The organism is Tumidithrix helvetica PCC 7403 (assembly GCF_965232925.1).
GTDB lineage: Bacteria > Cyanobacteriota > Cyanobacteriia > Pseudanabaenales > Pseudanabaenaceae > Tumidithrix > Tumidithrix helvetica.
In genome coordinates this window covers 125,035-148,580 of record NZ_CBDDRA010000011.1, presented here as the reverse complement: position 1 = coordinate 148,580, position 23,546 = coordinate 125,035, and the positions used below count along the sequence as shown (strand labels likewise).

Sequence of the window (23,546 nt, the reverse complement as noted above, 5' to 3'; positions counted from 1 at the left end):
CAAGTGTAATGTTTAGCGTTCCCATAATCGTAGCTTAACTATCTATGAAAATCATCAATTTAAATATATAAAGTGATCTAAATCACAAAATATTTTGTGATTTACTGAAACATTCACGAAGCTAAAGCTTGAATTGCGAATATCTAATGAATAGTTGGCAAAGCGTACTTGTCAATGTGCTTGCACAAGCTTAGTTTATGTTCTGTATAGCTCCAGTGTACTTGGTCAAAAATTTGATGCAAGATATAAAGCCCGCGACCGCACTCTAGTTCGTGACAGGGTGTATCGTCAGCTTGCTCGTGCGAGCATTCTTGCGATTTATGTAGTGCGCCTTGATCGGTAATGACCCACCAGTACTGATGCCCCGCGATCGAAAAATGAATGGTCACCTGTCGGCTCGGATCGAGTTGATTTCCGTGCTTAGCCGCATTCACCAATGCCTCTTGTAAGCCTAAGCGTAGCTCTGGCTGCCAGAGAGGAGGAACCTCTGTCAGTAGTAAATCGAGCACAGGGACGAGGTATAACGTCGAAGCAAAACTGAGTGTGCTCCATTTACGTCCAACTGGACGGAGGGGTGTTACAACCACGTGCTTTCAACTCCTAAGCGGATGCATATTTACACTACTTCTTTATTCTACCTAAAGAAATAGAAGATTTTTGTTAATTTGACACAATGCCAAATTTGAGCGATTATACATAAGCTATATTTTTAGTAAGGGGCTATAGCGCAGTTGGTAGCGCATCTCAATGGCATTGAGAGGGCCAGCGGTTCGAATCCGCTTAGCTCCATTAAATAATTCATTAAATAACCTGTGGCAGTTCAGCAGGCAGTTCTTTGATCAGCACAAATGGATGAATAATTAAGCTGGTAAATTCCTTGTCGCGTTCTTGGTTCCAGCGATCGATATGTGCCTCTGTGGGTGCGTAGAGCCAGCTATCATCAAGCCACTGCTTTACCAGTTTGCTGTTATCTTCGGCAACAGCCACACCTGCCTCAACTAGATCTAATTGAGGGGATACGATTACCACGCGCCCTTTTAACGCATGGACTTCTAACCAATCCCACTTGGCAGTATCTACCATTTCTTGCAACTGTTTTTGTAAGTCACTCACTAAAATTCTTCCTCATCCTCTTCAATGTTGTCTTGCCCCTGTAGTTGAGATTTAATCTCTAAATACTTAGCTTTGACGGTTTGAATATCTTGCCACATCAGCCATTTGGGACTGCCTTTTTCGCGACTGGCATTGCGGAGTAAATAGGCTGGATGTAGGATGGGCATGATTAACCTGCCTTCCCACTCACCCCATTCGCCCCGAATTTTGGTGATGCCGCGTTTGTCCCCTGTTACGGCTTTTACGGCGGTGGCACCTGTCAGTAAGATAATCTTGGGATCGATTAAGCGAATTTGTTCCAGCAAATAGGGCTTACAGGCAGCCATTTCGATATCTTCGGGAACTCGATTGTTTGGGGGGCGACACTTCACCACATTGCAAATATAGACATCCTTTTCGGGGTCGAGGTCTACGGACTGCAAGATTTTGTCTAAAAGTTGCCCAGCTTTGCCGACAAAGGGTAAGCCCGTTTCATCTTCGTTTTGCCCGGGACCTTCGCCAATAATGGCAATCAAGGCTTGCCGATTGCCGCGCTCTACGACAACATTGGTGCGGGTTGCGGCGAGGGGGCATTTTTGGCAAGCGATCGCCTCGGCTTTTAAGGCATCAAGATCGGCATAGGTAACCCCCACAGGTGCTGGTGGTGCAGGTTTTGCAGCTTTAGATGACTGTTTAGCGGGTTGTTTGGCTATTTGAGATGGGTCTAGGTCAAACAGGCTAATTTGTTCGGCATCAGTCATATATCTAAAGTTGTGTGGGTTACTGATGGGGCTATTTCTATAATCTTACTATTAGCGCTTCAAGAACGTTTATTTTCTTGCGTTTTGGATTTTACCTTTAGATGCGATCGCTTCTCGCTCTTAGGTACATCAAAGCCTTTAAAATTTTCTACAGAATTTTTTAACTTAATATCAAGATTATTTTATGATTTTCTCATAACTTAAAGGATTGCCATACCCAACTGTCTTGGGGCGCAACAAAGATAAAGCAACCACTGGTAAATGAGGATATAACCATTATGAAACCGTACAAGCCTAGTAACATTGCCCCCAATCAAGGGAAACAACTGCTTGCCATTTCATCTGTAGCTACAGGAGTCGTCGTTGGCGGTGTCGTGGCTTTTATCTCTCAGTTTTTCTACTTTATTGTGCTTTTCCCATTGGTGATGGGAGGAGCGAGTGGTGCGGCGATCGCATGGGCAGTGCACAAAGGCAAAGTTCGCAATCCTCTCGTGGCGATGTCATTTGCTGCGCTCAGCGGTCTGGTGATGTATGGAACCATGAACTACGGACAGTACTTACTATTTTGGCAAGAAGCCTTCAAAACTGCGGAAAAGGAAATGCCCCAAACCGATCGTGCCACAGTAAATCAAATGCTGGAAACCTATCTACAGGGTCAAACGGGTTCGCCAGGTTTTGTCGGATATCTGAAGTATTCGGCAAAGAAAGGCATAGATATCACCAAATCAGGGAGTAAGATTCACTTAAATGAAACATTTACTTGGTTTTATTGGTTGATAGAGCTTGCGGTGATTGAAGGTCTTGCGATCGCGTCGGCGAGGGCTGCTGCTTTAGCTCCCTTTAGTGAAGATGCGAATGATTGGTATGACGCGAAGCAATTGATTGGGATGGTTGAGACTAGTGCAAAGGAGGAGATACTCGGCTATATCAATAACGAGCATTTTGGCAAAGTGGGCAGTATGCTAAATCTTCAGTGGGATATCCCCTATCCTCGCACTGAGTTGCACATGCAGTCCTGTGCTGCAGCTCCAAGTAGCGATTCTATCCTATTCCTGTCCATAGCGACAAAGGATTCCAAAGGCAATGTTGCTCTTAAAGAACTTTGTTCGGGCTTAATTTCATCGCTCCAAAGAGCTGACCTAACTCGCGCGATCGAAGACAAGAAAACCGAACAAAAAACGGAAGCAGAACCCAAGAATGAAAAACCAGAGGAAGAGGATAATCAAACTTGATTCACTCTTTCCATATTGTATCAAGCCTTGCGGAGTATCAGAGCTAAGCGCGATCGCGCTTAGCTCTGATACTCTTCCTACTTCGTCAACTGCGTTAGGAGTGTGTTAGAACGCTCTAAAAATGCCTTCATGCTGTTGGCATCAAAGCTCTTTTGCACCATCAGTGCGAGGTCGTAGACATGATTGCAAATCAAATCTGCCAAACCACTCGACTCCGAAGGTTGTCCTGCTGCGGTGACAATTTTGTTCTGATCTAGGTTCAAGAGATTTTGAATTAGAGGGTGCGATGTATTTACCAGTAAGATGTGATCCTCAGGGAAAGCCGTATTTGTAGTCTGCTGGAGCAAAGCTGCCATCTCTTGCATACGTCGGGTTGCCTCAGGCAATAGGATCATTGCTGGAGGCGAAGAAGCTGAATCATCAGCTTTCAGAGCTTCCGTGCGAATCACTAATTTAGGTTTGTTTAAGGCACGACGGAACAGTTCTTGGATGCGATCGCTCTTAGTTTGATTGGTTGCAGGATCGACCAATTCGGTTTTAGAGTCTTGGTTGATCAGGCGATCGTCGATATCGGCATCTACCCGTGCGAATTTAACATCGCGAAACTCGCCTTCGAGAAAATGGATAAAATGACTGTCGATGAAAGTATCAAACGTCAAAACCTCTAAGCCCTGACTCTTGTGCAGGTCAATATAGGTGGCTTGCGCGATCGCATCAGAACTATAAAATATCTGATTTTCGTGCTTCTCCTTACTGCGCTCCAGATAGGCTTGCAAGGTAGTGTAGTGACCGATCTCGGCGTTATCCGTCTCAGCTTCGTAGGTGGTTGGGTAAACCAAGATTTCCTTGACTTGCTGATAAAACTTGTCGCTATTCATCGAGCCAAACTTCATAAACAGGCTGATGTCTTTCCAGCACTTCAAGAATTCCTCGCGAGAGTCCGTATAGAGCTGGCAGAGATAGTCCCCAACTTTCTTAGCAATGTAATCTTGGATTTTGCGTACCTTGCGATCGCCTTGCAAAAAGCTTCTCGAGACATTTAAAGGAATATCAGAGCTATCAATCGTACCTCTTAAGGGCAATAAAAAGCGCGGAATCACTTCTTCGCAGTTATCGCTAACAAAGACGTGGTTGCAATAGAGCTTGATTTGTCCCTTATTAGGGTCAATATCCGCTTTAATCTTGGGGAAATAGAGAATCCCCTTAATAATGAATGGATAATCGGTGTTGAGATGAATCCAAAATAGCGGATCGTCCTGAAATGGATAGAGATAGCGGTAAAACTCTAGGTACTCATCCTTTGTTACAGAACTAGGAGAACGATCCCAAAGAGCGGTCTGTTTGTTAACAACCTCATCATTCAGCTTGATCGATACGGGAATAAAGTCGCAATAGTTACGAATAATACGTTTGGTTTCCCCTACTTCTAAAAATTCTTCGGCATCTTCTTGCAGCGTTAGCGTAATTGTTGTGCCTATGGTTTTGCGATCGCTTTCATCCAGCGTAAAGGTGGTTGTGCCATCACAGGACCAATGTACTGCCTCCGCATCTTTTTGGTAAGACAGGGTATCAATTTCTACCCGACTTGCCACCATAAACGCGGAGTAAAAACCCAGACCAAAGTGACCGATAATTTGCTGATCGCCACTACCAGAGTTGGTATATTTGCTGATAAATTCTTCGGCACTAGAAAAAGCAACTTGGTTGATATATTTGCGAACCTCATCCGCTGTCATGCCAATGCCGTTATCTGTAATAGCGATCGTGCGTTTTTCTTTGTCAACCGAAACTGAAATTTCGGGCTCAGGAATGTCTGTCGCTTCACCCGCGTAAGACACCATTTTTAACTTACTAATTGCATCCACGCCATTAGAAATTAATTCCCGCAAGAAAATATCACGCTCTGAATAAAGAGCTTTCTTGATAATGGGAAAGATATTTTCGGTGTGGATACTGATCGTTCCCTGCTCAAGCATATCGTGTAAATCCTCTAAATCTTATTTAATCAAACTTAATTATAGCGATAGAGCGTATAAACCTAGGATCCCCTAGGCAGGTGCTGACTCGCTTTGATTGATTCTATCTGCGATCGCTAGCCTTTGAAGTCCCACAAAATGTCATTAAGCAAGCAGGTTTATTGCCCTAGCAGCCTAGACTCAGTTGAAAATTCTGGTGGCGTAAACTATTGTTGTTACAAATATATTTAAGCCAGCTATGGTGATCGCAGCATTAACCTATATATCAGTATCCGCATTACTTATACTGGGTGCAATTGTTTTCTTTATGAAAGCACTGCAATCACTCAGTAAGCAGGACAATTCTTCTACTTCCGAGCGTCATCAACCCAGCCACCATCAACCTCATTTGCTCTCTTCTGAACTCGAGCAGTCAGTCTTGACCTTAAGGCGTGAAGAGATTATTGAGATGCTAGAGCGTCAGTTTCACAGTAGTCCATCAGGCGATCCTTAAGTTGCGATCGCAAAAGCTGACACCACTATAGACCTATGAACATTAGAGAAGAATTTCCCCTCTCAGCAATTGCTCGGCATGACTCAGATTTTGCTGAGCGTCGTAGGAGCCTGCGAAGAGATCGGCGCATCAAGTTATTTCAACGCCTGTGGCAACTCACATTTATCACGGGTGTTACAGGGGGATTGTTGTGGCTTGCTACCCTACCAGAATGGCAACTACGGAGTGCTAATCAAATTGATATTGAAGGCAATCGCCTACTCTCAAAAGAGACGATCAAAAAGCAGTTAAAAATTTCCTATCCTCAGTCAATTTTTCAGGTACAGCCTGAAGCGATCGCCGCTCAGCTAGAAAACTCTGCTCCCGTTCAAAGTGTCGTAGTTACGCGGACTGTTTTTCCTTCTCGCCTCACGATTAAAGTTCAAGAACGATCGCCCGTAGCGATCGCTACCCGCAACGGCAAAGCAGGATTTTTAGATGAGGAAGGCAAGTGGATGCCTCAACAAGCATATCCTTCAACCCTTTCAAAACCAGAACTAACGGTGTTAGAGGCTAGCGATCGCCCCATTCCTCAAGCTCAATGGTCTGTGCTCTATCGTCAAGTCAGCCAAAGTCCCGTCAAAGTTTCACAGATTGATGGACGTGACGAATCTAATTTGGTTTTAACCACGGAGTTTGCTGTAGCTCACCTTGGTTCGTACCAAAGCAAGCAGTTTGCCGAGCAACTTGCCTATCTAGATAAAATGCGTAACTTACCTAAAAAACAAACGTTAAAAGAACCAGCTTATTTAGATCTGAGAGATTTGGGAAATGTAGTACTCAACCAGCCAACTCAACCTAAGCCTAAAGACAAGTCATCTTAAAACAAACCATGATTTAACTTAAAACAATTAGGCTTGGTAATATCATGAATTAATCATTAACCACTTGATTTATAAAATCTATACCTATTTCAGCTTAAATAAAATTTATGCTTATTTATCATTAAGCATTAATATGTACGGAAGTGTAACTGCTTCTTTTCTTATTTTCTCCAGTCATCCATAATGATATCTAAAAATAACTGGTCAGATCTTAATTCCGATGGTTCTGAAGATGAGAATGCCAAGGACAAGCAATCGGACAACAGGCAAATGACTGATGAAACACCTGAGCAAATTAATCATTCTGGACTACACCTAAGTTATTCGCGTAATGACATGAAGCAGCAGTTAGGCATCGATTCAAAACAAGACAATATCATGTTGGGTAGCATTGCTAAGATTAAGGTCATTGGTGTAGGCGGTGGCGGTAGCAATGCTGTAAACCGCATGATTGCTAGTGATGTTGCAGGTGTAGAGTTTTGGTGTGTGAATACAGATGCTCAGTCCCTCCTGCAGTCGGCCGCATCTAGGCGGTTTCAAATGGGACAAAAACTAACCAGAGGTCTCGGTGCGGGTGGAAATCCAGCGATCGGACAAAAAGCTGCTGAAGAATCTCGGGATGATATCGCTCACGCTCTAGAAGGGGCTGACTTGGTATTTATCACGGCAGGTATGGGGGGAGGCACAGGTACGGGTGCAGCCCCAATAATTGCCGAGGTTGCCAAAGAAGCAGGCGCATTAACCGTGGGTGTGGTAACTCGCCCCTTTACCTTTGAAGGCAAACGTCGCAGTCAACAGGCTGAAGAAGGCATTGCGGCCCTGCAAAGTCGGGTGGACACGCTGATCGTGATCCCTAATGACAAGCTTTTGTCGGTGATCTCAGAACAAACTCCCGTTCAAGAGGCATTTCGGGTAGCAGATGATATCTTGCGCCAAGGTGTGCAGGGTATCTCAGACATGATTACGATCCCAGGTTTGGTGAATGTAGACTTTGCCGATATCCGGGCGATCATGGCAGATGCAGGCTCAGCCATGATGGGTATTGGCACGGGCTCTGGTAAATCGCGCGCGCGCGAAGCTGCCATGACAGCAATTTCCTCGCCATTGCTTGAGTCCTCAATTGAAGGCGCAAGTGGGGTTGTGTTTAACATTACGGGTGGCTCTGACCTCACCCTGCATGAAGTCAATGCCGCTGCAGAGACGATTTATGAAGTGGTCGATCCCAACGCCAATATTATTTTTGGTGCTGTGATCGATGAAAAAATGGAAGGAGAAGTCAGAATTACCGTGATTGCAACTGGATTTGCCAATAAATCTAGCTCTTCGTCTCCCCAACCTTTGAAAAAACAAATACCCGTAAAACCCCCTAGTATGCCTAGCCCTTCTCAGCAGCAACCCTCTGAAATTAAGCTAAGTAAACCTGGCTTGGACATTCCAGACTTTTTACAACGTCGTCGTCCACCTAGATAGCACTTTAGGTAACCCATAAAGCGTCAATCTAACTTGCGCTAAGATGAGTTAGCTATGTTTAACCTTGTGATTGACATCTTAGACATAGGTAGCTTGCCAATGTAACGTTTTACTCAACTGCGGTGACTCAATTAACAACGACTAGACACAAATCTAGCTTATTACCCATTACTAGCAGTGAAGACAGACTCAGACTTTTCGCTGGTTCTGCAAATTTACCACTAGCTCAGGAAATAGCTAAATATCTGGGGATGGGACTCTGTCCCATGGTTCGCAAAAGCTTTGCGGATGGGGAAATATACGTTCAAGTCCAGGAATCGATTCGGGGGTGTGATGTTTACTTAATTCAGCCCACCTGCCGTCCTGTTAACGATCATCTGACCGAACTGCTGATTATGATCGATGCCTGCCGTCGTGCTTCAGCACGCCAGATTACGGCGGTACTGCCCTACTACGGCTATGCCCGTGCCGATCGCAAAACCGCTGGCAGAGAATCGATTACGGCAAAGCTGGTTGCTAATTTAATCGTGCAATCTGGTGCGAGTCGGATCATTGCTATGGATCTGCATTCATCCCAAATTCAGGGCTATTTTGATATTCCTTGCGACCATGTTTATGGTAGCCCCGTCTTGTTTGACTACCTAAATAAAAAGAATTTACCCGATTTAGTTGTGGTTTCCCCAGATGTGGGCGGTGTCGCTCGGGCCCGAGCCTTTGCGAAAAAGTTAAATGACTCGCCTCTCGCCATTATTGATAAACGCCGTCAAGGTCATAATGTCGCAGAAGTGATGAATGTGATCGGCGATGTCGCAGGTAAGACCGCTGTGCTTGTGGATGACATGATTGATACGGCGGGGACGATCTATGAGGCCGCTAAGCTACTTCGTAAAGTAGGTGCGAGGCAGGTTTATGCCTGTGCTACCCATGCGGTGTTTTCTCCTCCAGCGATCGAACGTTTATCGAGCGGTGTATTTGAAGAGATTATTGTCACCAATACAATTCCCGTGCCTAGCGATTCCTATTTCCCCCAGCTAAAAGTCTTGTCTGTAGCAGATTTACTGGGCGAAACCATCTGGCGCGTTCACGAAGATACTTCCGTCAGTAGTATGTTTCGTTAGACCCGAAAATCAAATAAATATTTTCAGAAACTGTAGGGGTGAAGCATTCGGGAGTCAATCTCATTAGTTTGTAGTAGCTTATAGCGATCCTAAATGATTTGTGCGTAGGGGCAATTCATGAATTGCCCCTACAGGTCTATGTAGAAAAAATCTCTCATATATCAAATAGGATTGCTATATGCTCCAAATGCTTCACCCTCTCCACTCATAATTTGGCAGACTTAAACTCCCAAGGTTCTGACCAAGGCTCACCACCAACTTCTAGGGCTGCGATCTGACTCGTGGCTTTGATGGTTTGACCTTGAGATTTTAATGTGACCTGAAGACTACCTTTGGTCGTATCGCGGCAGAGGTATTTCAGTCCTGTAGCAGAAGGAACCATAATCCAAGTGCCCAGATCCTCGGTTTTGGCAATAATTTCAACCTGCTGATTTTTGCTGTAGGCTTCGATCTGCCAGTCTCCCCAAGGCTGAATCTTGCAGTGAATTTCGCTATTTTCAGGCATGAAGTTATAAAACTTGCCTTGGTAATGAATTCCAACCATTGCCACTTGGGTTGCGATGCCAAAATGCTCGCGGATACCGCCTGCTACCGTAATGCTCAGGTCTTCATGGTTTGGAAAGGCATTGCACTGGCTCCAAAACCATTTTTTTGGGAAGGATCTGCCCCAGTTTTTTTCGATATAGGCAGGAGCATTCGCGAACTCATAGGTTTTGCCTTGCCATGCGATCGCACCCGTAGCCATACCCCTTGCCATTAAGATCTGCCATCCAGGTTCAAATACAGGCAGATAGGAATAAAAACCCATCGTGGCTATGGGGCGCTTTGGAGTGCCCCAGCCATCCACACTGACCATTTGATAATTCCAATCGCAGAATTCACCCGTGCTGGGATCGCGTATTCTGCCTTTGTTGTGGCGATCGCTGGCGCTATAACCTTCGCCTCGGCGATTCCAGTGTTCTAAGTACAGGCGATCGCGGTCTGCATGAAAATCTTTTGTATTTGGGAAAGTGCGCCAAATTTGTTTGTCGTCAATCCCCAAAACCTGTACGGAACCTCCACTATGGGGCGTATGCCCTTGGGGATCGTCGATCGCGTACATAAAGGCAAAGGACTGGTGGATTTCAGGCAGCGTCACCCGATAGTACCAACCCTCAAAAAACCTGCCGACGCCTCGATTCCAGTGATAGTGACTGTGGGGAATTTGCTTCACGGTTAGACGAAGAACTGCGCTACGCGGCAGTAAAAATTCGGCAGTAAAGGTGAAGTTAGTTCATCCTTCTCGAACAGCGTGGCGATGAGGGTTAACTTTGCATCCTCGCGCAGATAGACTTCAACCTGTTTTAGTTGCCAATTCACAATCCAGTATTCGCATACACCTTGTTGGGAGTAGAGTTTGAGCTTTGCAGAGCGATCTCGTTGTTCGTTTGTGCTGCCTTCGGAGAGAATTTCGATGACGAGTTCGGGCGAGCCTGTCAGGTGTCCCGCTTCGTCTAAGAGTAAGGCTAAGCGATCGCGGCTAACCCACACCAGATCGGGAATGACATTATCCGTATCTGTATAAATTACGCCCGGTGTCGGTATTACGGTTCCTAAACCAGTTGATTCCGACCACAATTCGAGCAGGTAGCCTACTCGAAAACCAGCACGCTGGTGTCCAAAATGTGGTGCTCTAGTCACAAATAATTCTCCGTCAATGATTTCGCGGCGTACCCACTCGTCATCGGGGAGCGCCTCAAGGTCGCGGGTTGTCCATCGGAGGGTTGGGGGAGACATGGGTAGCTGGGGGCTAAGATAATGCGCTTGAGTAACTCCATGATAATGGCGATCGCTTCTGACAGAAAAATAGTTGCGTTAAACTAGAATTTGCAGCGATCGCGCCCAAAATCAGCAGTCAGCTTACGGTACACACAAGTCGTCAAACCCAATTAAATCAAAAGTTTATTGCCCCCTAGCCCCCAATTCTGGGGAAAAAAATTCTTAAAGTCCACCAGAATTGGGAGATTTGGGGAGCTAGATCGATTGAAACGAAGACAAATTAAGCGATCGCTTACGTTCTTTAATTTCTGGCAAAAAACAAGAATTTGAAAATATTCTTAAACCCTACTAACATTTATGCTCAAACCCATCACCCTAGAAGTCGAAGCACCTATTGCTGACGCATACCAAAACGCAACTTTAGAACATCGTCAAGCCTTAGAAGCGATCGTTAGCCTCTATCTCAAATCTATCTCTATTCCATTACAAACAGTCTCCCCAGAAAATCACGCTGAAGCACAGCAAAAAGGAATTACTCCCGATCGAGAAATCCCCAATAAAATGCCAAAGCGCACAACACCAGCGCATCTAGCTGGGAAAGTTGAAATTCTAGGTGATATTGTTAGCCCAATCGTGGATGAAGAGGATTGGGAATGCCTGAAGTAAATCTTTGTGCGGATGCAAAAGCTATTTAGGCAAATGCATCACCTCAACGAGCCTTTCAATTCAGGAGGATTTGGTGCTATGCCCAGAAAGAAACGCAATCTGCAAGATGGATTTTGCTACCACGTTACCATGCGTTGCAATAATCGGGAATTTCGCCTGACGCGTTTGGAATGCCGAGAGGTACTCTTGTACGCCATCAATCGAGCAAAGGCAAAATATCCATTTAAGCTTTATGCACTTTGCATTATGAGCAACCACATTCACTATTTGCTCGAACCCTCACGGGCTGAAGAATTATCCAAAATCATGCACTGGTTGAACTGGTACACTGCCATGTGCTTTAACCGAATGCTGAACCGCACGGGACATTTTTGGGAGAAGCGTTACCACAGCAGTGAGTTTCTCACCAGCGACAAGCGTCGCGCTTTGAATACATTGCGCTATATCCACGCGAATCCGAAAGCGGCAGGAATGCAACAGGGCTTTTTTTATGAATTCAGCAACTATGGCATCCACGATCGACTCGGCGATGATGGTTTGACACAATGGCATCCTGCCTTTTTGCAATTGGGAACGACGCTCGAAGCCTGTGCGGCAAAGTACCGTCTGTTTTGCCAAAAGTATAAACCCAAGCCCAAACCCGAAAGAACAAACCACTGGGGCAGTCGCCTGTTAGCAGACTTAAAGATCAGAGGTAAACCCAAACCAAAAGGACAGATGAGTTTGCCTTGGGATGACGCAGATATTGCAGGACGAGATGAAGTCCATCAGGTCGCCGAAAAATTTATTTTGGCAAATGGATATCAACCCTGCGGTACCAGATAACAAAACCCTGAAATACTGATGGTTTCGTCCTCAAAGGCATCGAAATAAATCTTGATAAACTGGCAAAAGCCCTATGTGCTACAGTCTACAAGTCTCTGCGAGAGAGAAGAGACCTCCCTAAAAATCCCTTAAACCCCACCACCCACGCCACGGGAGATACCCAACGGGAGATGGGATGTGAGTCCAAGGTGTGCTGTCATGGCGTAGATTTGGGTTCCACGGGAGATGGGATGTGAGTCCAAGGTGTGCTGTCATGGCGTAGATTTGGGTTGAATTCATGAAATTGTTGATGGAATACCACCCAACCTGTGTGCTGAACGTTTGGTAGATTGCAAAATCAGCCTTAGGATTACCGCCGACGCTGAGCCAGATCGTTTTTTGCTGGCTAAAGCCAAATTTACCTTGGCTATATTTTACCCACAGGCGATCGATCGTGTGCAGATCCTTGCAAGGAAACTTTTCAAATTCCTCGCTCCGAATCCAGTCGCCCTCTTTGCGTCCAACCACTTGCAGCATCACCAAATAGGTTTCATAGTCGGCTTTTTGCCATTCGCAAGCTGCCAGTAGGTCGCGCAGTTTGCTGTAGTCAACACCTTTGTCAGAGCTAAGGTCATCGAGCGTATCGGGAATGGGCTCATCCGAGCAGGTATTCAGCCAACGCATTACGGCGGGGTCATCGCCCCATGTTTGCTTCATGGCTGAGGCAACCGCGATCGCTGCCTCAACGCCAAGAGTTGCCTCGGCGAGACTTTTCATGGTGTCGAGTAATTTGGTTGCCGTATCCGCAATCGTATTGCGATCGCGCACCTCTGCCAAGAGACTTGCCGCGAGCAGCAAATGAGTCACGCCTTGCTTTTGCAGATGACCGATTTCGTTGCGATGTTCGGGGATGGCGGGATTGCAGGTTAACAGATATTCGATCGCCTGTGCAGCAAACTCTGGGGCGATCGAGCCAGCAATCAGACGCAGGACTTCATGCCATGCTTCCTCTTGCCAGTGTTGTCCAAACACATCGCGCACCAGTTCGGTTTCGTCCATACCACCAGAGAGTCCGCGTCGGCTGAGGCGATCGGCAAACTCCGTAGCGCAAAAATATTCTAAAAACGTGCGATGCACAAAGCCGTAATAATCGCCGCCTTGATCGCAGAGAATGAAGTTACGACAGCGCAAGCGATCGCGAATTTTCCATGCCTTGCCCTTGGGGTCAGAGAACCCCTTGGCTGCGAGATAGCCAAAGAAAATCTCTTCGATCTCTTCACCATGCATGATATTGCCCGCCAGTCCTTTGTCGCTGGCTTGCATTTTATGGGCAACCAGACGCAACATCGCCCGCTTATCGGCATAGTCGATTGTCTGCATTTCCGCATCTTCGAGGGCGCGTTGCACGTCCCACTGGTACAGCAGCACCCGCGCCGCTTGGTCGTACAAATCCGTGCGATCGCGCGGCAATTCTTGATTGCGGTTGATAATCGCCATCATGGTTAGCAGCAAAGGATTTCCCGCCAGATTTCGCAAAGAACGAGAATTTGAGATCGAAGTGCGTAAGCGATCGCGCCGCTCTGCCCGTTTGCTCTCATCCGCAAACGCAATCTCGTGCCATTTTTGCGAAAACTCCTCGATCTGTGGTTCGTCCAAATCTTGCAGTAAGAAATGACGAAACCCAGCATCGCGAAACCGCTGAAACTTATAGCCAATAATGCGAGAGGTTACAACAATTCGCGCCTTGGAATACTCCGAGGCAAACCGCACGATCTCCGATACTAGATTTTCGCGCCGCCCTTGATCGAACTCCTCGTCTAGCCCATCGAACATCACCAGCACATTGTCTTCTTGCAGACGCTCGTGCAGTACATGGCGATCGCAGCGCCAGAGAAGATTGGTGCCGCGATCGAAAAAATCTAAAATTCCTGTGCATAGATTTTGCCTGCGGCTTTCGGCATAGGAGCGCAGTTCCACCAACAGAGGCAATGGGGTGTTTTCGGTCGGATCGGCGATCGCCCATCGCACCGCCAAATAACGTAACAGCGTCGATTTCCCCGCCCCTGGATCGCCTAGCACCACAGCGATCGGGCATTTCTCGTCCGCCAAAACCTCTAGAATGGGGCGAGTTTCTTGTTCGCGAAATTCTGCGAGGGCACGCGGATCGCACGTTGCCATCTCTGCATCCATCTCCCCACTTTCTAGCCATTGCTGGAGCAGATCTCTGGGCAGTTCAAAAAACTTAGGCAAGGCGCGATGGACTTCACGGGCATTTTGGGGAATAAAGATTCTCCACAGTTCCATACCCGCATGTTCGGCATAGAGATCGAGGGTTTCCAGTTCGAGATTGCCATAACGCTGCCGCAATACCCGACGGTACTGCCCCAGATCGAATCCTGCCACAATCGGTTGTGTGGCTTGCAAACTGTCCGCGATCGCCTCAAGGTTTTCTGCTTCTAGAATTGCCCTCAGTTCGGCATTCTTTTTCACCAGTGTCTTCACGGCTTTGACGTAATCTCGCGCCACATCTGCCCAGTTAAATCCTTGGGGCATGGAACGAAAGGGATTGAATTTGGTGGGTTTCAGTTTTGCGGGTAACTCGTCCCAGCAGGTTGCCAATGTCGCTACTTGGCGATCGTCGAAACTGCGACACTGGCGATCGAAGGGCTTGACCAAGATCTCGCGTATGCGTGCTTCCCGCAAAAACGGCACGAGATAGGCAGAATAGGAATCTCTGACGATCGCTTCGGTAAGATCCTCATCCTCTGAGTTATATAGAGCTGTTTCCACAATTCTGACAAACTCGTTGAGTGCCTCAGCAATTACCTTGAGCTTGGCTTTTGGCTCCAGCGATGCGACCGCACCTTTGAGGCTATCTTTAAAAAGATCCTTAACGTAGTCTTTGAGCACCTCCTCGCCAAGCTTGCCGAGAACCTCTTTTGCGAGTTCCGTCAATCCAGCAAATACCAACCAACCGTCCACCATGCTGCCGCCTCACCAAGTATGGTTTGATTTTCCTATGATAAAGGCGATCGCGGAAATTTCATGTTGCGATCGCCTATCCAATCAAAAAAGACCTCCCACTAGGGGAGGTCTTTTTTGAAGATTAATCGAGTTTAGGAAACGATTAGCCTTCGATCGCAGGAGCCGTTAGAGCAACTGGAGAAACATTAACAGCAGCCAAGTCGAGAGGGAAGTTGTGTGCATTTCTTTCGTGCATGACTTCCATACCCAAGTTAGCGCGGTTGATTACGTCTGCCCAGCTAGGTACGACGCGTCCTTCGCTGTCTTGGATCGATTGGTTGAAGTTGAAGCCGTTTAGGTTGAATGCCATGGTGCTGACGCCCAAAGCGGTGAACCAGATGCCGACTACTGGCCATAGTGCCAAGAAGAAGTGCAAGCTACGGCTGTTGTTGAATGAAGCATATTGGAAGATCAAACGACCGAAGTAGCCGTGGGCTGCAACGATGTTGTAGGTTTCTTCTTCTTGTCCAAATTTGTATCCTGCGTTGGCGGACTCGTTCTCGGTGGTCTCACGAATGAGGCTGGAGGTTACGAGCGAACCGTGCATGGCGCTGAATAAGCTGCCACCGAATACGCCTGCTACGCCCAACATGTGGAAGGGGTGCATCAGGATATTGTGTTCGGCTTGGAATACGATCATGAAGTTGAACGTACCAGAGATACCCAAAGGCATACCATCAGAGAAGCTACCTTGACCCAAAGGATAAATCAAGAAAACAGCTAGAGCAGCAGCAACAGGAGCGCTGTAAGCTACAGCGATCCAAGGACGCATACCTAGACGGTAGCTGAGTTCCCACTCACGACCCATCCAGCAGCAAATGCCGATGATGAAGTGGAAAACTACAAACTGGTAAGGACCACCGTTGTAGAGCCACTCGTCAAGGCTGTCTGCTTCCCAAATAGGGTAAAAGTGCAAGCCAATGGCGTTAGAGGAAGGTACAACCGCGCCAGAGATCATGTTGTTGCCGTATAGCAAGGAGCCTGATACGGGTTCGCGAATACCGTCGATGTCAACGGGAGGTGCGGCAATGAAGGCAATGACGAAGCATGAAGTTGCAGCGATCAAGCAAGGGATCATCAATACGCCAAACCAACCTACATAGAGGCGGTTTTCAGTACTGGTAATCCAGTTGCAAAATTGATCCCACAGACTAACGCTTTCGCGTCTTTGTACTGTAGTGGTCATGTTGAATGATTCCTAATGAATTAAGTATTTATCTGGGCTTTCACCCTACCTACTAAGGTAGAGGATCTAAGGATTTTTGTAAATACATCCGATCGATCTCTGTCTAATGACCGATCCCCATCCGATTTGTCAAGTAGGGTAAATACATCAAAAATTCTAATTTTGAAAAGATCGAGCTTAGAAATGACCTAGCATCTTGACTTCGGTTTCTAGATCTACCGACCATTGCTGCTTTACTTTGGCTTTAATGTATTGAATTAATTGAAAAATGTCGTTGGCCGTAGCACCACCGCGATTGAGGATGAAATTGGCATGGAGTTGAGCCACTTGAGCGTTACCAATCTGGTATCCCTTTAAACCCGCTTGCTCGATCAGTCTTGCCGCTGCATGGGGATAGGGATTCCGAAACACACTGCCGCAACTCGGTAAGTTATAAGGCTGGGTTGTATGCCTATATTTAAGGTGGTCAGAGGTCACTGCTGTAATTTTTTCAGGTTCGAAGCCCGGGGTAAGTTGAATCGTTGCCCCAGTGACAATTCGCATGATTTTACCCGCGATCGCATCCTCGTCACTGTATTGCAATGACGAACTACGGTAGCTAAAGTTCAAGTCATCGGGTGTGAGTTGCTCGATCTGCCCAGTCGTATCAACTGTCTCGGTGCCGATCACGCAGTCCGCCGCACAGCCACCCTGAGCCCCTGCATTCATAATCACCAAACCACCCACTGTACCTGGGATACCCACAGCCCACTCAAACCCAGCCCAGCCCTTTGCTGCTGCTTGCCAAGCCAGTCTTGCGACAGGTTCACCCGCCGCAGCGGTCAATTTCCCAGTTTGCTCGTCAAGCTCAAACCCTCTCAGGTAGCGCGTGCAAATCACTAAGCCAGGTAAGCCGCGATCGCTGATCAATAAGTTACTACCCGCACCAATCAGCGTAATGGGCAAATTCTTTTCCCTTGCCCAGACCAAACTAGCTGCCAGTTCCGCTGTGTGACGCGGTGAGATAAACCATTCGGCAGGACCACCGACGCGCATCGATGTCAGACTGGCTAGAGGTACATCGGCTGAGATTTTAAGATCGGCTGGCAAATCGGTAATCATACCCAGGACTAAATTGATGGATTGGAGATAGGTTTGGGTGCTCTATTTTGAGGGACAGCAGGCCGCCATTGCTTGAATCGTCGGTGCAATAATTTGGTTGAGATTGCCTGCCCCTAGAAAAATTGCCAAATCGCCCGCTTTTAGATTTTTAACTAAAAAAGCTTGAACCGCACTCAGAGAGTCTTGATAATGCACATCAGGATGAAAAGTCGCGATCGCATCGGCTACTTCTTGCCCCGTGATATTGGTTTCATTGCGCTCACCCGCCGCATAAATATCCGTGACGATAACGCGATCGGCATCCCCAAATGCCTGACTAAACTCAGTTAAAAACCTCGTAGTGCGGCTATAACGGTGCGGTTGAAAAATGGCTATAACCTTGCTTTGACTCTGCCGCTTTGCCGAAGCCAGCGTGGCAAGGATTTCACTGGGATGGTGCGCGTAGTCATCCACAAAGATAATGCCATCCTGTCTGCCTTTTACCTCAAACCGACGATTTGCCCCAATAAACTCTGGTAGCGCTGCCTCTATATCTGCCCACTCGATGCCGACATATCGCGCCACTGCGATCGCGGCGAGGGCATTACTCAAGTTATGCTGACCTAAAATTTGTAGCGAAATTTGACCGAGGGGCTTGCCCTTTTCTAAGACAACGGCTTTGGTATTGCCAGCTAGGTATTCCACCTCTGTCACCGTATAATCTGCCTTTGGATCGGACAGGCTATAGGTAATATCCGATCGAATGTGCGATCTCACGTTGGGACAATCAAGACAACCGACGACAACCTGACAGCGTTGAGCGAATTCTTGAAAAATCGCAATCACCTGCTCGACACTATCGTAATGATCGGGATGGTCGAGTTCGATATTTGTGATCGCACCAACATGGGGCGCGAACTTAACCAGTGAGCCATCGGACTCATCGGCTTCAGCAACCAGATAGGCTCCCAGTCCTAGTCGGGCATTGCCTTGCCAAGCACCCACTTCTCCACCCACGATGATGGTTGGATCGAGGTTGGCTTTTAAAAATAGGTAGCTAACTAAACTGCTGGTCGTGGTTTTACCATGCGTCCCAGCGACAGCAATACTTTTATATCGACCGATCAGAGCCGCTAGTAAGTCCGAGCGATGTAAAATCGGCAATCCTAGCAAGGTCGCTGCTTGAAATTCAGGATTTTGCTGACCGATCGCTGTCGAACAAACCACTTGGGGCGGGTTTTTGGGGTCGATGTTTTCGGCGTGATGCCCTTGAAAAATATTTACGCCTAGTTCCTGTAATTGTGCCGTGACTCGGTTTGTATTTAAGTCTGATCCAGATACTGAAAACCCCTGTTTCACTAAGATATGAGCGATCGCAGACATCCCGATGCCACCAATACCAATAAAGTGAAACGGTCTACCGCTGAAATCAACTGGACTCAGCATTTATACTCCTCATGCACCAACAACGTGCTACATCATAACAAGAATTTTTACATACAGCCATTTTGCGGTTGATTTCACCCGCAGTTAGCCTATCAATCGCTCGCAACCTAGTAGTCCGTCAACGATTAGTTGATGAGTATAAGGAATCTAGAAAACTTTTTGGGTGTGCTTTTTGAGGAGTTGAAAACCCTCAAAAAATTCTTGACAGAACGCTAGACCATCAAAGCTTCTAAGCCTTGCGGATTTGTGATGCAGAGTACATCTCGGTGCGGATCTCGCTGAATCAGATTTTTGCGCTCTAATTTACCCAAAACCCTTGTAACGGTTTCTCTAGCTAGACCGCTGAGGCTGCTCAGTTCGCGATGGGGTAAATTCGGAATTTCTAAAAACCCTGCGCTATCTCTAATACCTTGACCTTCAGCAAGGAAGAGTAAGACATCGGCAACCCGTGAGGTACTGTCTGCTTCCCGCAACCGCAGGCGACGATTTACCTGTCTCAGCCGTTTTGCCATTAACCGCGCCAGATGGATGCCAGCGATCGGTTCAGTCTCAATCAGCCGCACAAAGTCGGAAGCAGGTAAGCTACCGATTGTGGAAGGCGTTAGTGTAATTACGTCTGTGGAACGGGGGACTTGATCGAGGGGAGCCATCTCGCCAAACATTTCACCAAACCCCAGAATATTAAGCGTAACCTCTTTGCCATCAAGGTTATAGGTGCGGATCTTAACCCAACCACTTAGAATAAAATAGACCGAGTTGCCCCAATCGTTTTCCAAAAGAATCACCTGATCGGCAGGATGCGATCTTGCCACCATATGAGCTGTGGCACGAGCTGAAGCAGCTTCTGGTAGCCCTAAGAAGAAAGGTGCGGAAAGAAGTTTCTGCTGAGAATCTGGGAAATCGGGCATACTAGCTACTGATTAAATTGTGCAATCTTGCGGCTAAGGCTTTAATGATGCCTGTAGATTGAGTTTCATCTGTAGGAATTACAGACGCTTCAATATCTGCTACGTCATCTGCGGATAAGTCCAACATACGCACAAGCCTTTGGTATGCGGCAGCTTCATCGAGATTTACCCTAGGTTCGTCAGGACGACGACGACTCGCCTGAATTACCTGATAAGCAAGGCGAAGCACTAACTTACGATCTTCGACCCGTTTGATTTGAGGAATTATTTCATCTAAGGGCAAATTTTGATCGAAATATTCTCGTAAACTTTGCTTTAAGGTGGGTTTTTCCGCCTCTGACTTCGCAAACAGAACCACAAACTCATCTAACATGAGTCTAATTTCATCAGGTTCTAACTGTCCATCAGCCCAAGCCATTGCTGCCACGGCACGCAAGATGTCCATCTGGCGAGGATTAATCGGAGGGGGTAATGGTTGGGTGGGCATAATACAGCTTTAACTCCTTAGGACCTGCAACTAAGTGAAATCATAAGCTAAACCGAGGTTTAAGATTCATGAAAGAATTTCAAACTTAAACAAAATATGTAATGTAGTCTATATCGATTAGGTAACGATTAGGTTGGATAATTTCCCTAAAACTATCCTGACTCAGCCAACGCTAGCTGAGCGAAGTCAAAGTCAAATGATTGGGTGTTTCAATTTTTAGAAATCGTCTTAGCTATTTTGTGCCAACTTTTGCTGTAAAAGTGTCAAGTTTGCTGCATCAAGATTGATTTTCACATCTAGCCTTTGGCTATCGTCTCGAAATAAAACCACAGCATTGCCATTCGGTGCGGTCACGCAACCAAATTGAGGATTGTTTAGCTCGATCGCTTGGTAGACAATTTTCGGTAGGGTCAGCCGAATTTGATAGTTATTGCCCGACGCAGGAAATATATCTAGCTGTTGGTTAAATAGATCGAGTTCGAGTTTCGAGACGGTAATGTTACGTTCCTCTTCAGCTGTGGGCTTACGCCAGTAAAGCGTGATCCCTCGCAGTTGTGGTGTCTGGATCGCAAAGGTTTCATCAAATTTTTGCTGATCCCAACTAATGTCTTGGGGATTACCACTTGCAGGAATTGGACGTTGTTTCCAGATAATTTCTTGCCCTGCTAAATCTGACCACCACTGGGCAATGCGTGCCAGATTGGTTTCAGTGTCGGGGGAAGTACCACCAAGTGCCCAAGTAATGACTGACTCCATAGGAACAAAATAAAAACTAAGTTTACTAAATTCATTTTGCGTAGAGAATAGAGAGCATAGCAGATCTCAATATTGAATCAAGAGGGGTACATCACATGTTTGGTATTGGCTGGCCTGAAGTTGCTGTGATTTCAGTGGTGGCGATCGCCATTTTTGGGGCAAAGAAATTACCAGAGCTTGGGCAAAGCTTAGGAAAAACCGTACAGGGGTTTCGAGATGAGTTTAGGCAAAGCTCAGATAAAAAAGTAGAAACAGTCGAGCCATCAACGCGTTCTACGGAAGTGCTTAAGTCTGCCGCTTTGAAAGAGGATGTGGAGTAGGTAACGAGTTGACAAACTGTTGAATTGTCTCGTACTGGCTGCCACAAATCGTAAATGTAATCTGGCGATCGCTTTGGGGATCGAGCTCAATTTCTTCTAAATCTACTCCAATACTTGGTGCAGCATCTTTTAAGCTTGCTGATGTGGCGTTGTCTTTTAGCGGGTCCTGAGCGCAAATTTCAGGCGCGATCGCTAGCTCAATTTTTATATAATGTTCGGGCAATTGGGGGAGTCGATTTGACCATTCGATCGCTACCACACCCAAGGGAAAATCATGACCGCGCCAATATTCTTGGAGGTGGAGGTGGTAAATTTGTTCGCCCTCAAGACGGTAGAGATCGATATGATAGAGGGGGATGCGCCCGCAGTCATATTCGTCAATGAGCGTGAATGTGGGGCTAGTAATGGGTATTTGAATGCCTAAACCTTTGCCTAGTGCTTGGACAAAAGTGGTTTTCCCGCTGCCGAGGTTGCCTTCTAGCAACAGGATTGTGCCACGCTGGAGTAAATTGGCAAGTTGCTGGGCGATCGCTTGGGTGGTCGCTAAGCGATCGATTTGAATTGTTATGGACTGGTTAAGTCGATCTGATGGTTTAGTCATACGGTAAGGTGGCAAAATAAGCAGGGGCAGAATGATTTACATGTAGCTTTTTTGCCTTTTTCTGAATTTTAGCTTTTTGCTTAGTTCTTTCACGTAGCTTTCTACCCTAGTCACGCTTATCTTGTCGCATTTAACGTACTTCTGTTTATGACATCTGCTCAAGCCCTCACACATCTCGACTCAACTGGTACTGCTCGCATGGTTGATGTCTCTGACAAGCCGCAAACCCTAAGACGCGCGATCGCGGTGTGTGAAATTTCCATGAAGACTACAACTCTCGATGCCATTCAGGCGGGGGATGTTAAAAAAGGGGATGTTTTGGGTACAGCGCGACTAGCAGGGATCATGGCTGCCAAGCATACTGCCACCTTAATTCCTCTCTGTCACCCTCTACCTCTTACGGGTATTGATGTTCGTATTCTTTTAGATGAAAACATCCCAGGGTATCAAATTGAAGCAGAGGTAACGACCAAAGCTGAGACAGGCGTGGAGATGGAAGCTTTCACGGCTGCGACCGTTGCGGCGCTGACGATCTACGATATGGCTAAAGCGCTAGAAAAAACGATGGTGATTTCTAACGTCAGACTCATCCATAAAAGTGGTGGCAAATCTGAAGACTTTGATTTTCAATAAAGACTTCTGGCTTTGACGCAAAAATGATGCGGGTGAGGTTTCGCAGTTTGCAGCGATTAATTTGGTGACAGTGTAGGGGAATTGCCGATCGGCGCTGTATTTTGTTCCTGCAAAAATTCCTCAAACAGTTGATTGAGTAAAATGTGCTTGGTCTGCTCGTCAAATTGTGCGGGTAGGAATTTCTCTAGCCGCAAGATCACAAACCATTCCTCTAACAGAAACGGAGGATGTATCTGTTGCGGACGGCTGTTGCGGAGTTTCTCTGCCATAAGTGGATGCAGTTTACTGAGCGCTATAGGTCCAATCATTCCTCCTGTTTGGGTTTCAACCCCCTGCGAGTATAGAGATGCAAGTTCGTGAAAGGATTGCTCTCCTTCTTGAATGCGAAAGAAAAGTTCTTGCAAAAGCTCGGGATTTTTGTGGCGAATCAAGGAGTAGACAGCTCGATCTAGGGTGGCTCTGCGATTCAAAAAGGTTGATTCTAGGCGATTTTCCCAAGTTTTCTGCTTAAATTTTTCGACTTTAAATTCGCGTAGGGCGATTGCCTGTAATTGTCGATCGGTTAAGTTATAAACGCGGCAATAATTCTGTAAGGCTTCCTGTGTCGTTAATTGATAGCGCTGCTGAAACTGTTGTAAGGCTAGGTTAATTTCTTCTGGACTGAGACTAAGGTTGGCGATCGCGCGATCGATTGCAGATTCTCGCTTAAAGGTAGGCAGTAAGCGATAGATCGCTAACTGAGCGAGAAATATATCTGCTTGTCCTGCGGTAGCGTCTTGGGTCATCATGGGCTAAGAGAGGTTCGGACTGTACAGGCTCTTGAAAAACTAGCTTTTTCAGGGGTTCCACCTTTTTCAGCAAGCTCTACCCAT

24 protein-coding genes and 1 tRNA gene are annotated in these 23,546 nt (G+C 46.6%); 10 read left to right on the top strand and 15 right to left on the bottom strand.

The genetic code is table 11. The features are described 5' to 3' along the window. Positions 1-143: 143 nt before the first annotated feature. Entirely contained in the window at positions 144-587 is a 444-nt protein-coding gene (locus tag ACP2WE_RS12275) for an ATP-binding protein (protein ID WP_425215837.1), read from the bottom strand. A 129-nt stretch (positions 588-716) separates the two neighbouring features. Between ACP2WE_RS12275 and ACP2WE_RS12270 the strand changes: the two genes are divergently transcribed. Further along, positions 717-789: transfer RNA gene (locus tag ACP2WE_RS12270), tRNA-Ala, on the top strand. A gap of 12 nt (positions 790-801) precedes the next feature. Here the strand turns inward: ACP2WE_RS12270 and ACP2WE_RS12265 are convergent. After that, complete coding sequence (locus ACP2WE_RS12265) at positions 802-1,113, bottom strand: DUF2288 domain-containing protein (RefSeq protein ID WP_425215836.1); 312 nt, start codon at positions 1,111-1,113, stop codon at positions 802-804. Beyond that, on the bottom strand, positions 1,113-1,853 hold the full coding sequence (locus tag ACP2WE_RS12260) for a uracil-DNA glycosylase (protein ID WP_425215835.1): 741 nt from the start codon (positions 1,851-1,853) through the stop codon (positions 1,113-1,115). The genes ACP2WE_RS12265 and ACP2WE_RS12260 overlap by 1 nt, the downstream gene beginning before the upstream one ends. 278 nt (positions 1,854-2,131) lie before the next feature. Here ACP2WE_RS12260 and ACP2WE_RS12255 point away from each other — a divergent pair, with 278 nt between their 5' ends. Beyond that, positions 2,132-3,085 (top strand): hypothetical protein, encoded by a 954-nt coding sequence (locus tag ACP2WE_RS12255; protein WP_425215834.1) that lies wholly within the window; start codon positions 2,132-2,134, stop codon positions 3,083-3,085. A 77-nt stretch (positions 3,086-3,162) separates the two neighbouring features. On the opposite strand, the gene htpG is transcribed toward ACP2WE_RS12255, so the two are convergent. Beyond that, positions 3,163-5,061 carry a molecular chaperone HtpG gene (gene htpG / locus ACP2WE_RS12250; RefSeq protein WP_425215833.1) on the bottom strand — a complete coding sequence of 633 codons (1,899 nt, stop codon included), beginning with the start codon at positions 5,059-5,061 and terminating at the stop codon, positions 3,163-3,165. A 307-nt stretch (positions 5,062-5,368) separates the two neighbouring features. Here htpG and ACP2WE_RS12245 point away from each other — a divergent pair, with 307 nt between their 5' ends. The 4 genes from ACP2WE_RS12245 (at position 5,369) to ACP2WE_RS12230 (ending at position 9,005) form a co-directional block, all read left to right on the top strand. Then, positions 5,369-5,554 carry a hypothetical protein gene (locus ACP2WE_RS12245; RefSeq protein ID WP_425215832.1) on the top strand — a complete coding sequence of 62 codons (186 nt, stop codon included), beginning with the start codon at positions 5,369-5,371 and terminating at the stop codon, positions 5,552-5,554. Between the two features lie 35 nt (positions 5,555-5,589). Then, positions 5,590-6,417 (top strand): cell division protein FtsQ/DivIB, encoded by an 828-nt coding sequence (locus tag ACP2WE_RS12240; protein ID WP_425215831.1) that lies wholly within the window; start codon positions 5,590-5,592, stop codon positions 6,415-6,417. 183 nt (positions 6,418-6,600) lie between these two features. Continuing rightward, positions 6,601-7,887: a cell division protein FtsZ gene (gene ftsZ, locus ACP2WE_RS12235; RefSeq protein ID WP_425215830.1), complete on the top strand. Its 1,287-nt coding sequence runs from the start codon at positions 6,601-6,603 to the stop codon at positions 7,885-7,887. Positions 7,888-8,009: 122 nt separating this feature from the next. Continuing rightward, positions 8,010-9,005 (top strand): ribose-phosphate pyrophosphokinase, encoded by a 996-nt coding sequence (locus ACP2WE_RS12230; RefSeq protein WP_425215829.1) that lies wholly within the window; start codon positions 8,010-8,012, stop codon positions 9,003-9,005. Between the two features lie 205 nt (positions 9,006-9,210). On the opposite strand, the gene ACP2WE_RS12225 is transcribed toward ACP2WE_RS12230, so the two are convergent. Together ACP2WE_RS12225 and ACP2WE_RS12220 are read right to left on the bottom strand one after the other, a co-directional pair. Further along, entirely contained in the window at positions 9,211-10,218 is a 1,008-nt protein-coding gene (locus tag ACP2WE_RS12225) for a tocopherol cyclase family protein (protein WP_425215828.1), read from the bottom strand. A 2-nt stretch (positions 10,219-10,220) separates the two neighbouring features. After that, positions 10,221-10,781 (bottom strand): Uma2 family endonuclease, encoded by a 561-nt coding sequence (locus tag ACP2WE_RS12220; protein ID WP_425215827.1) that lies wholly within the window; start codon positions 10,779-10,781, stop codon positions 10,221-10,223. A gap of 339 nt (positions 10,782-11,120) precedes the next feature. On the opposite strand from ACP2WE_RS12220, the gene ACP2WE_RS12215 reads away from it, so the two are divergent. Both ACP2WE_RS12215 and ACP2WE_RS12210 read left to right on the top strand, forming a co-directional pair. Then, positions 11,121-11,429: a hypothetical protein gene (locus ACP2WE_RS12215; protein WP_425215858.1), complete on the top strand. Its 309-nt coding sequence runs from the start codon at positions 11,121-11,123 to the stop codon at positions 11,427-11,429. Positions 11,430-11,507: 78 nt separating this feature from the next. Next, complete coding sequence (locus ACP2WE_RS12210) at positions 11,508-12,254, top strand: transposase (protein ID WP_425215826.1); 747 nt, start codon at positions 11,508-11,510, stop codon at positions 12,252-12,254. 117 nt (positions 12,255-12,371) lie between these two features. On the opposite strand, the gene ACP2WE_RS12205 is transcribed toward ACP2WE_RS12210, so the two are convergent. The 7 genes from ACP2WE_RS12205 to ACP2WE_RS12175 form a co-directional block, all read right to left on the bottom strand. Continuing rightward, positions 12,372-15,218 (bottom strand): GUN4 domain-containing protein, encoded by a 2,847-nt coding sequence (locus ACP2WE_RS12205; RefSeq protein WP_425215825.1) that lies wholly within the window; start codon positions 15,216-15,218, stop codon positions 12,372-12,374. Between the two features lie 142 nt (positions 15,219-15,360). Continuing rightward, on the bottom strand, positions 15,361-16,443 hold the full coding sequence (gene psbA / locus ACP2WE_RS12200; protein ID WP_425215824.1) for a photosystem II q(b) protein: 1,083 nt from the start codon (positions 16,441-16,443) through the stop codon (positions 15,361-15,363). A gap of 177 nt (positions 16,444-16,620) precedes the next feature. After that, positions 16,621-17,544: a UDP-N-acetylmuramate dehydrogenase gene (gene murB, locus ACP2WE_RS12195; RefSeq protein ID WP_425215823.1), complete on the bottom strand. Its 924-nt coding sequence runs from the start codon at positions 17,542-17,544 to the stop codon at positions 16,621-16,623. A gap of 42 nt (positions 17,545-17,586) precedes the next feature. Next, positions 17,587-18,969, bottom strand: a complete 1,383-nt coding sequence (murC, locus tag ACP2WE_RS12190) for a UDP-N-acetylmuramate--L-alanine ligase (RefSeq protein WP_425215822.1) — start codon at positions 18,967-18,969, stop codon at positions 17,587-17,589. A gap of 212 nt (positions 18,970-19,181) precedes the next feature. After that, positions 19,182-19,877, bottom strand: a complete 696-nt coding sequence (locus ACP2WE_RS12185; protein WP_425215821.1) for a Crp/Fnr family transcriptional regulator — start codon at positions 19,875-19,877, stop codon at positions 19,182-19,184. A gap of 1 nt (position 19,878) precedes the next feature. Beyond that, entirely contained in the window at positions 19,879-20,364 is a 486-nt protein-coding gene (locus ACP2WE_RS12180) for a tellurite resistance TerB family protein (RefSeq protein ID WP_425215820.1), read from the bottom strand. A 228-nt stretch (positions 20,365-20,592) separates the two neighbouring features. Continuing rightward, entirely contained in the window at positions 20,593-21,120 is a 528-nt protein-coding gene (locus ACP2WE_RS12175) for a hypothetical protein (protein ID WP_425215819.1), read from the bottom strand. Between the two features lie 95 nt (positions 21,121-21,215). Between ACP2WE_RS12175 and tatA the strand changes: the two genes are divergently transcribed. Beyond that, complete coding sequence (gene tatA, locus ACP2WE_RS12170; protein ID WP_425215818.1) at positions 21,216-21,440, top strand: twin-arginine translocase TatA/TatE family subunit; 225 nt, start codon at positions 21,216-21,218, stop codon at positions 21,438-21,440. Here the strand turns inward: tatA and tsaE are convergent. Continuing rightward, entirely contained in the window at positions 21,406-22,041 is a 636-nt protein-coding gene (tsaE, locus tag ACP2WE_RS12165; RefSeq protein WP_425215817.1) for a tRNA (adenosine(37)-N6)-threonylcarbamoyltransferase complex ATPase subunit type 1 TsaE, read from the bottom strand. The genes tatA and tsaE overlap by 35 nt on opposite strands. Positions 22,042-22,188: 147 nt before the next feature. On the opposite strand from tsaE, the gene moaC reads away from it, so the two are divergent. Next, the gene (gene moaC, locus ACP2WE_RS12160; protein WP_425215816.1) at positions 22,189-22,674 is read left to right on the top strand and encodes a cyclic pyranopterin monophosphate synthase MoaC; all 486 of its coding nucleotides are present in this window, start codon (positions 22,189-22,191) and stop codon (positions 22,672-22,674) included. A gap of 56 nt (positions 22,675-22,730) precedes the next feature. Here the strand turns inward: moaC and ACP2WE_RS12155 are convergent, their stop codons facing one another. Beyond that, entirely contained in the window at positions 22,731-23,462 is a 732-nt protein-coding gene (locus tag ACP2WE_RS12155) for a peptidylprolyl isomerase (protein WP_425215815.1), read from the bottom strand. Positions 23,463-23,546 lie beyond the last annotated feature (84 nt).

Excerpts from the sequence above, each read along its gene's own strand:
- ACP2WE_RS12260 (WP_425215835.1), bottom strand. The coding sequence starts at position 1,853 with ATGACTGATGCCGAACAAATTAGCCTGTTTGACCTAGACCCATCTCAA.
- ACP2WE_RS12255 (WP_425215834.1), top strand. The coding sequence starts at position 2,132 with ATGAAACCGTACAAGCCTAGTAACATTGCCCCCAATCAAGGGAAACAA.
- htpG (WP_425215833.1), bottom strand. The coding sequence starts at position 5,061 with ATGCTTGAGCAGGGAACGATCAGTATCCACACCGAAAATATCTTTCCC.
- ACP2WE_RS12245 (WP_425215832.1), top strand. The coding sequence starts at position 5,369 with ATGAAAGCACTGCAATCACTCAGTAAGCAGGACAATTCTTCTACTTCC.
- ACP2WE_RS12240 (WP_425215831.1), top strand. The coding sequence starts at position 5,590 with ATGAACATTAGAGAAGAATTTCCCCTCTCAGCAATTGCTCGGCATGAC.
- ftsZ (WP_425215830.1), top strand. The coding sequence starts at position 6,601 with ATGATATCTAAAAATAACTGGTCAGATCTTAATTCCGATGGTTCTGAA.
- ACP2WE_RS12220 (WP_425215827.1), bottom strand. The coding sequence starts at position 10,781 with ATGTCTCCCCCAACCCTCCGATGGACAACCCGCGACCTTGAGGCGCTC.
- ACP2WE_RS12215 (WP_425215858.1), top strand. The coding sequence starts at position 11,121 with ATGCTCAAACCCATCACCCTAGAAGTCGAAGCACCTATTGCTGACGCA.
- ACP2WE_RS12210 (WP_425215826.1), top strand. The coding sequence starts at position 11,508 with ATGCCCAGAAAGAAACGCAATCTGCAAGATGGATTTTGCTACCACGTT.
- ACP2WE_RS12205 (WP_425215825.1), bottom strand. The coding sequence starts at position 15,218 with ATGGTGGACGGTTGGTTGGTATTTGCTGGATTGACGGAACTCGCAAAA.
- psbA (WP_425215824.1), bottom strand. The coding sequence starts at position 16,443 with ATGACCACTACAGTACAAAGACGCGAAAGCGTTAGTCTGTGGGATCAA.
- murB (WP_425215823.1), bottom strand. The coding sequence starts at position 17,544 with ATGATTACCGATTTGCCAGCCGATCTTAAAATCTCAGCCGATGTACCT.
- murC (WP_425215822.1), bottom strand. The coding sequence starts at position 18,969 with ATGCTGAGTCCAGTTGATTTCAGCGGTAGACCGTTTCACTTTATTGGT.
- ACP2WE_RS12185 (WP_425215821.1), bottom strand. The coding sequence starts at position 19,877 with ATGCCCGATTTCCCAGATTCTCAGCAGAAACTTCTTTCCGCACCTTTC.
- ACP2WE_RS12180 (WP_425215820.1), bottom strand. The coding sequence starts at position 20,364 with ATGCCCACCCAACCATTACCCCCTCCGATTAATCCTCGCCAGATGGAC.
- ACP2WE_RS12175 (WP_425215819.1), bottom strand. The coding sequence starts at position 21,120 with ATGGAGTCAGTCATTACTTGGGCACTTGGTGGTACTTCCCCCGACACT.
- tatA (WP_425215818.1), top strand. The coding sequence starts at position 21,216 with ATGTTTGGTATTGGCTGGCCTGAAGTTGCTGTGATTTCAGTGGTGGCG.
- tsaE (WP_425215817.1), bottom strand. The coding sequence starts at position 22,041 with ATGACTAAACCATCAGATCGACTTAACCAGTCCATAACAATTCAAATC.
- moaC (WP_425215816.1), top strand. The coding sequence starts at position 22,189 with ATGACATCTGCTCAAGCCCTCACACATCTCGACTCAACTGGTACTGCT.
- ACP2WE_RS12155 (WP_425215815.1), bottom strand. The coding sequence starts at position 23,462 with ATGATGACCCAAGACGCTACCGCAGGACAAGCAGATATATTTCTCGCT.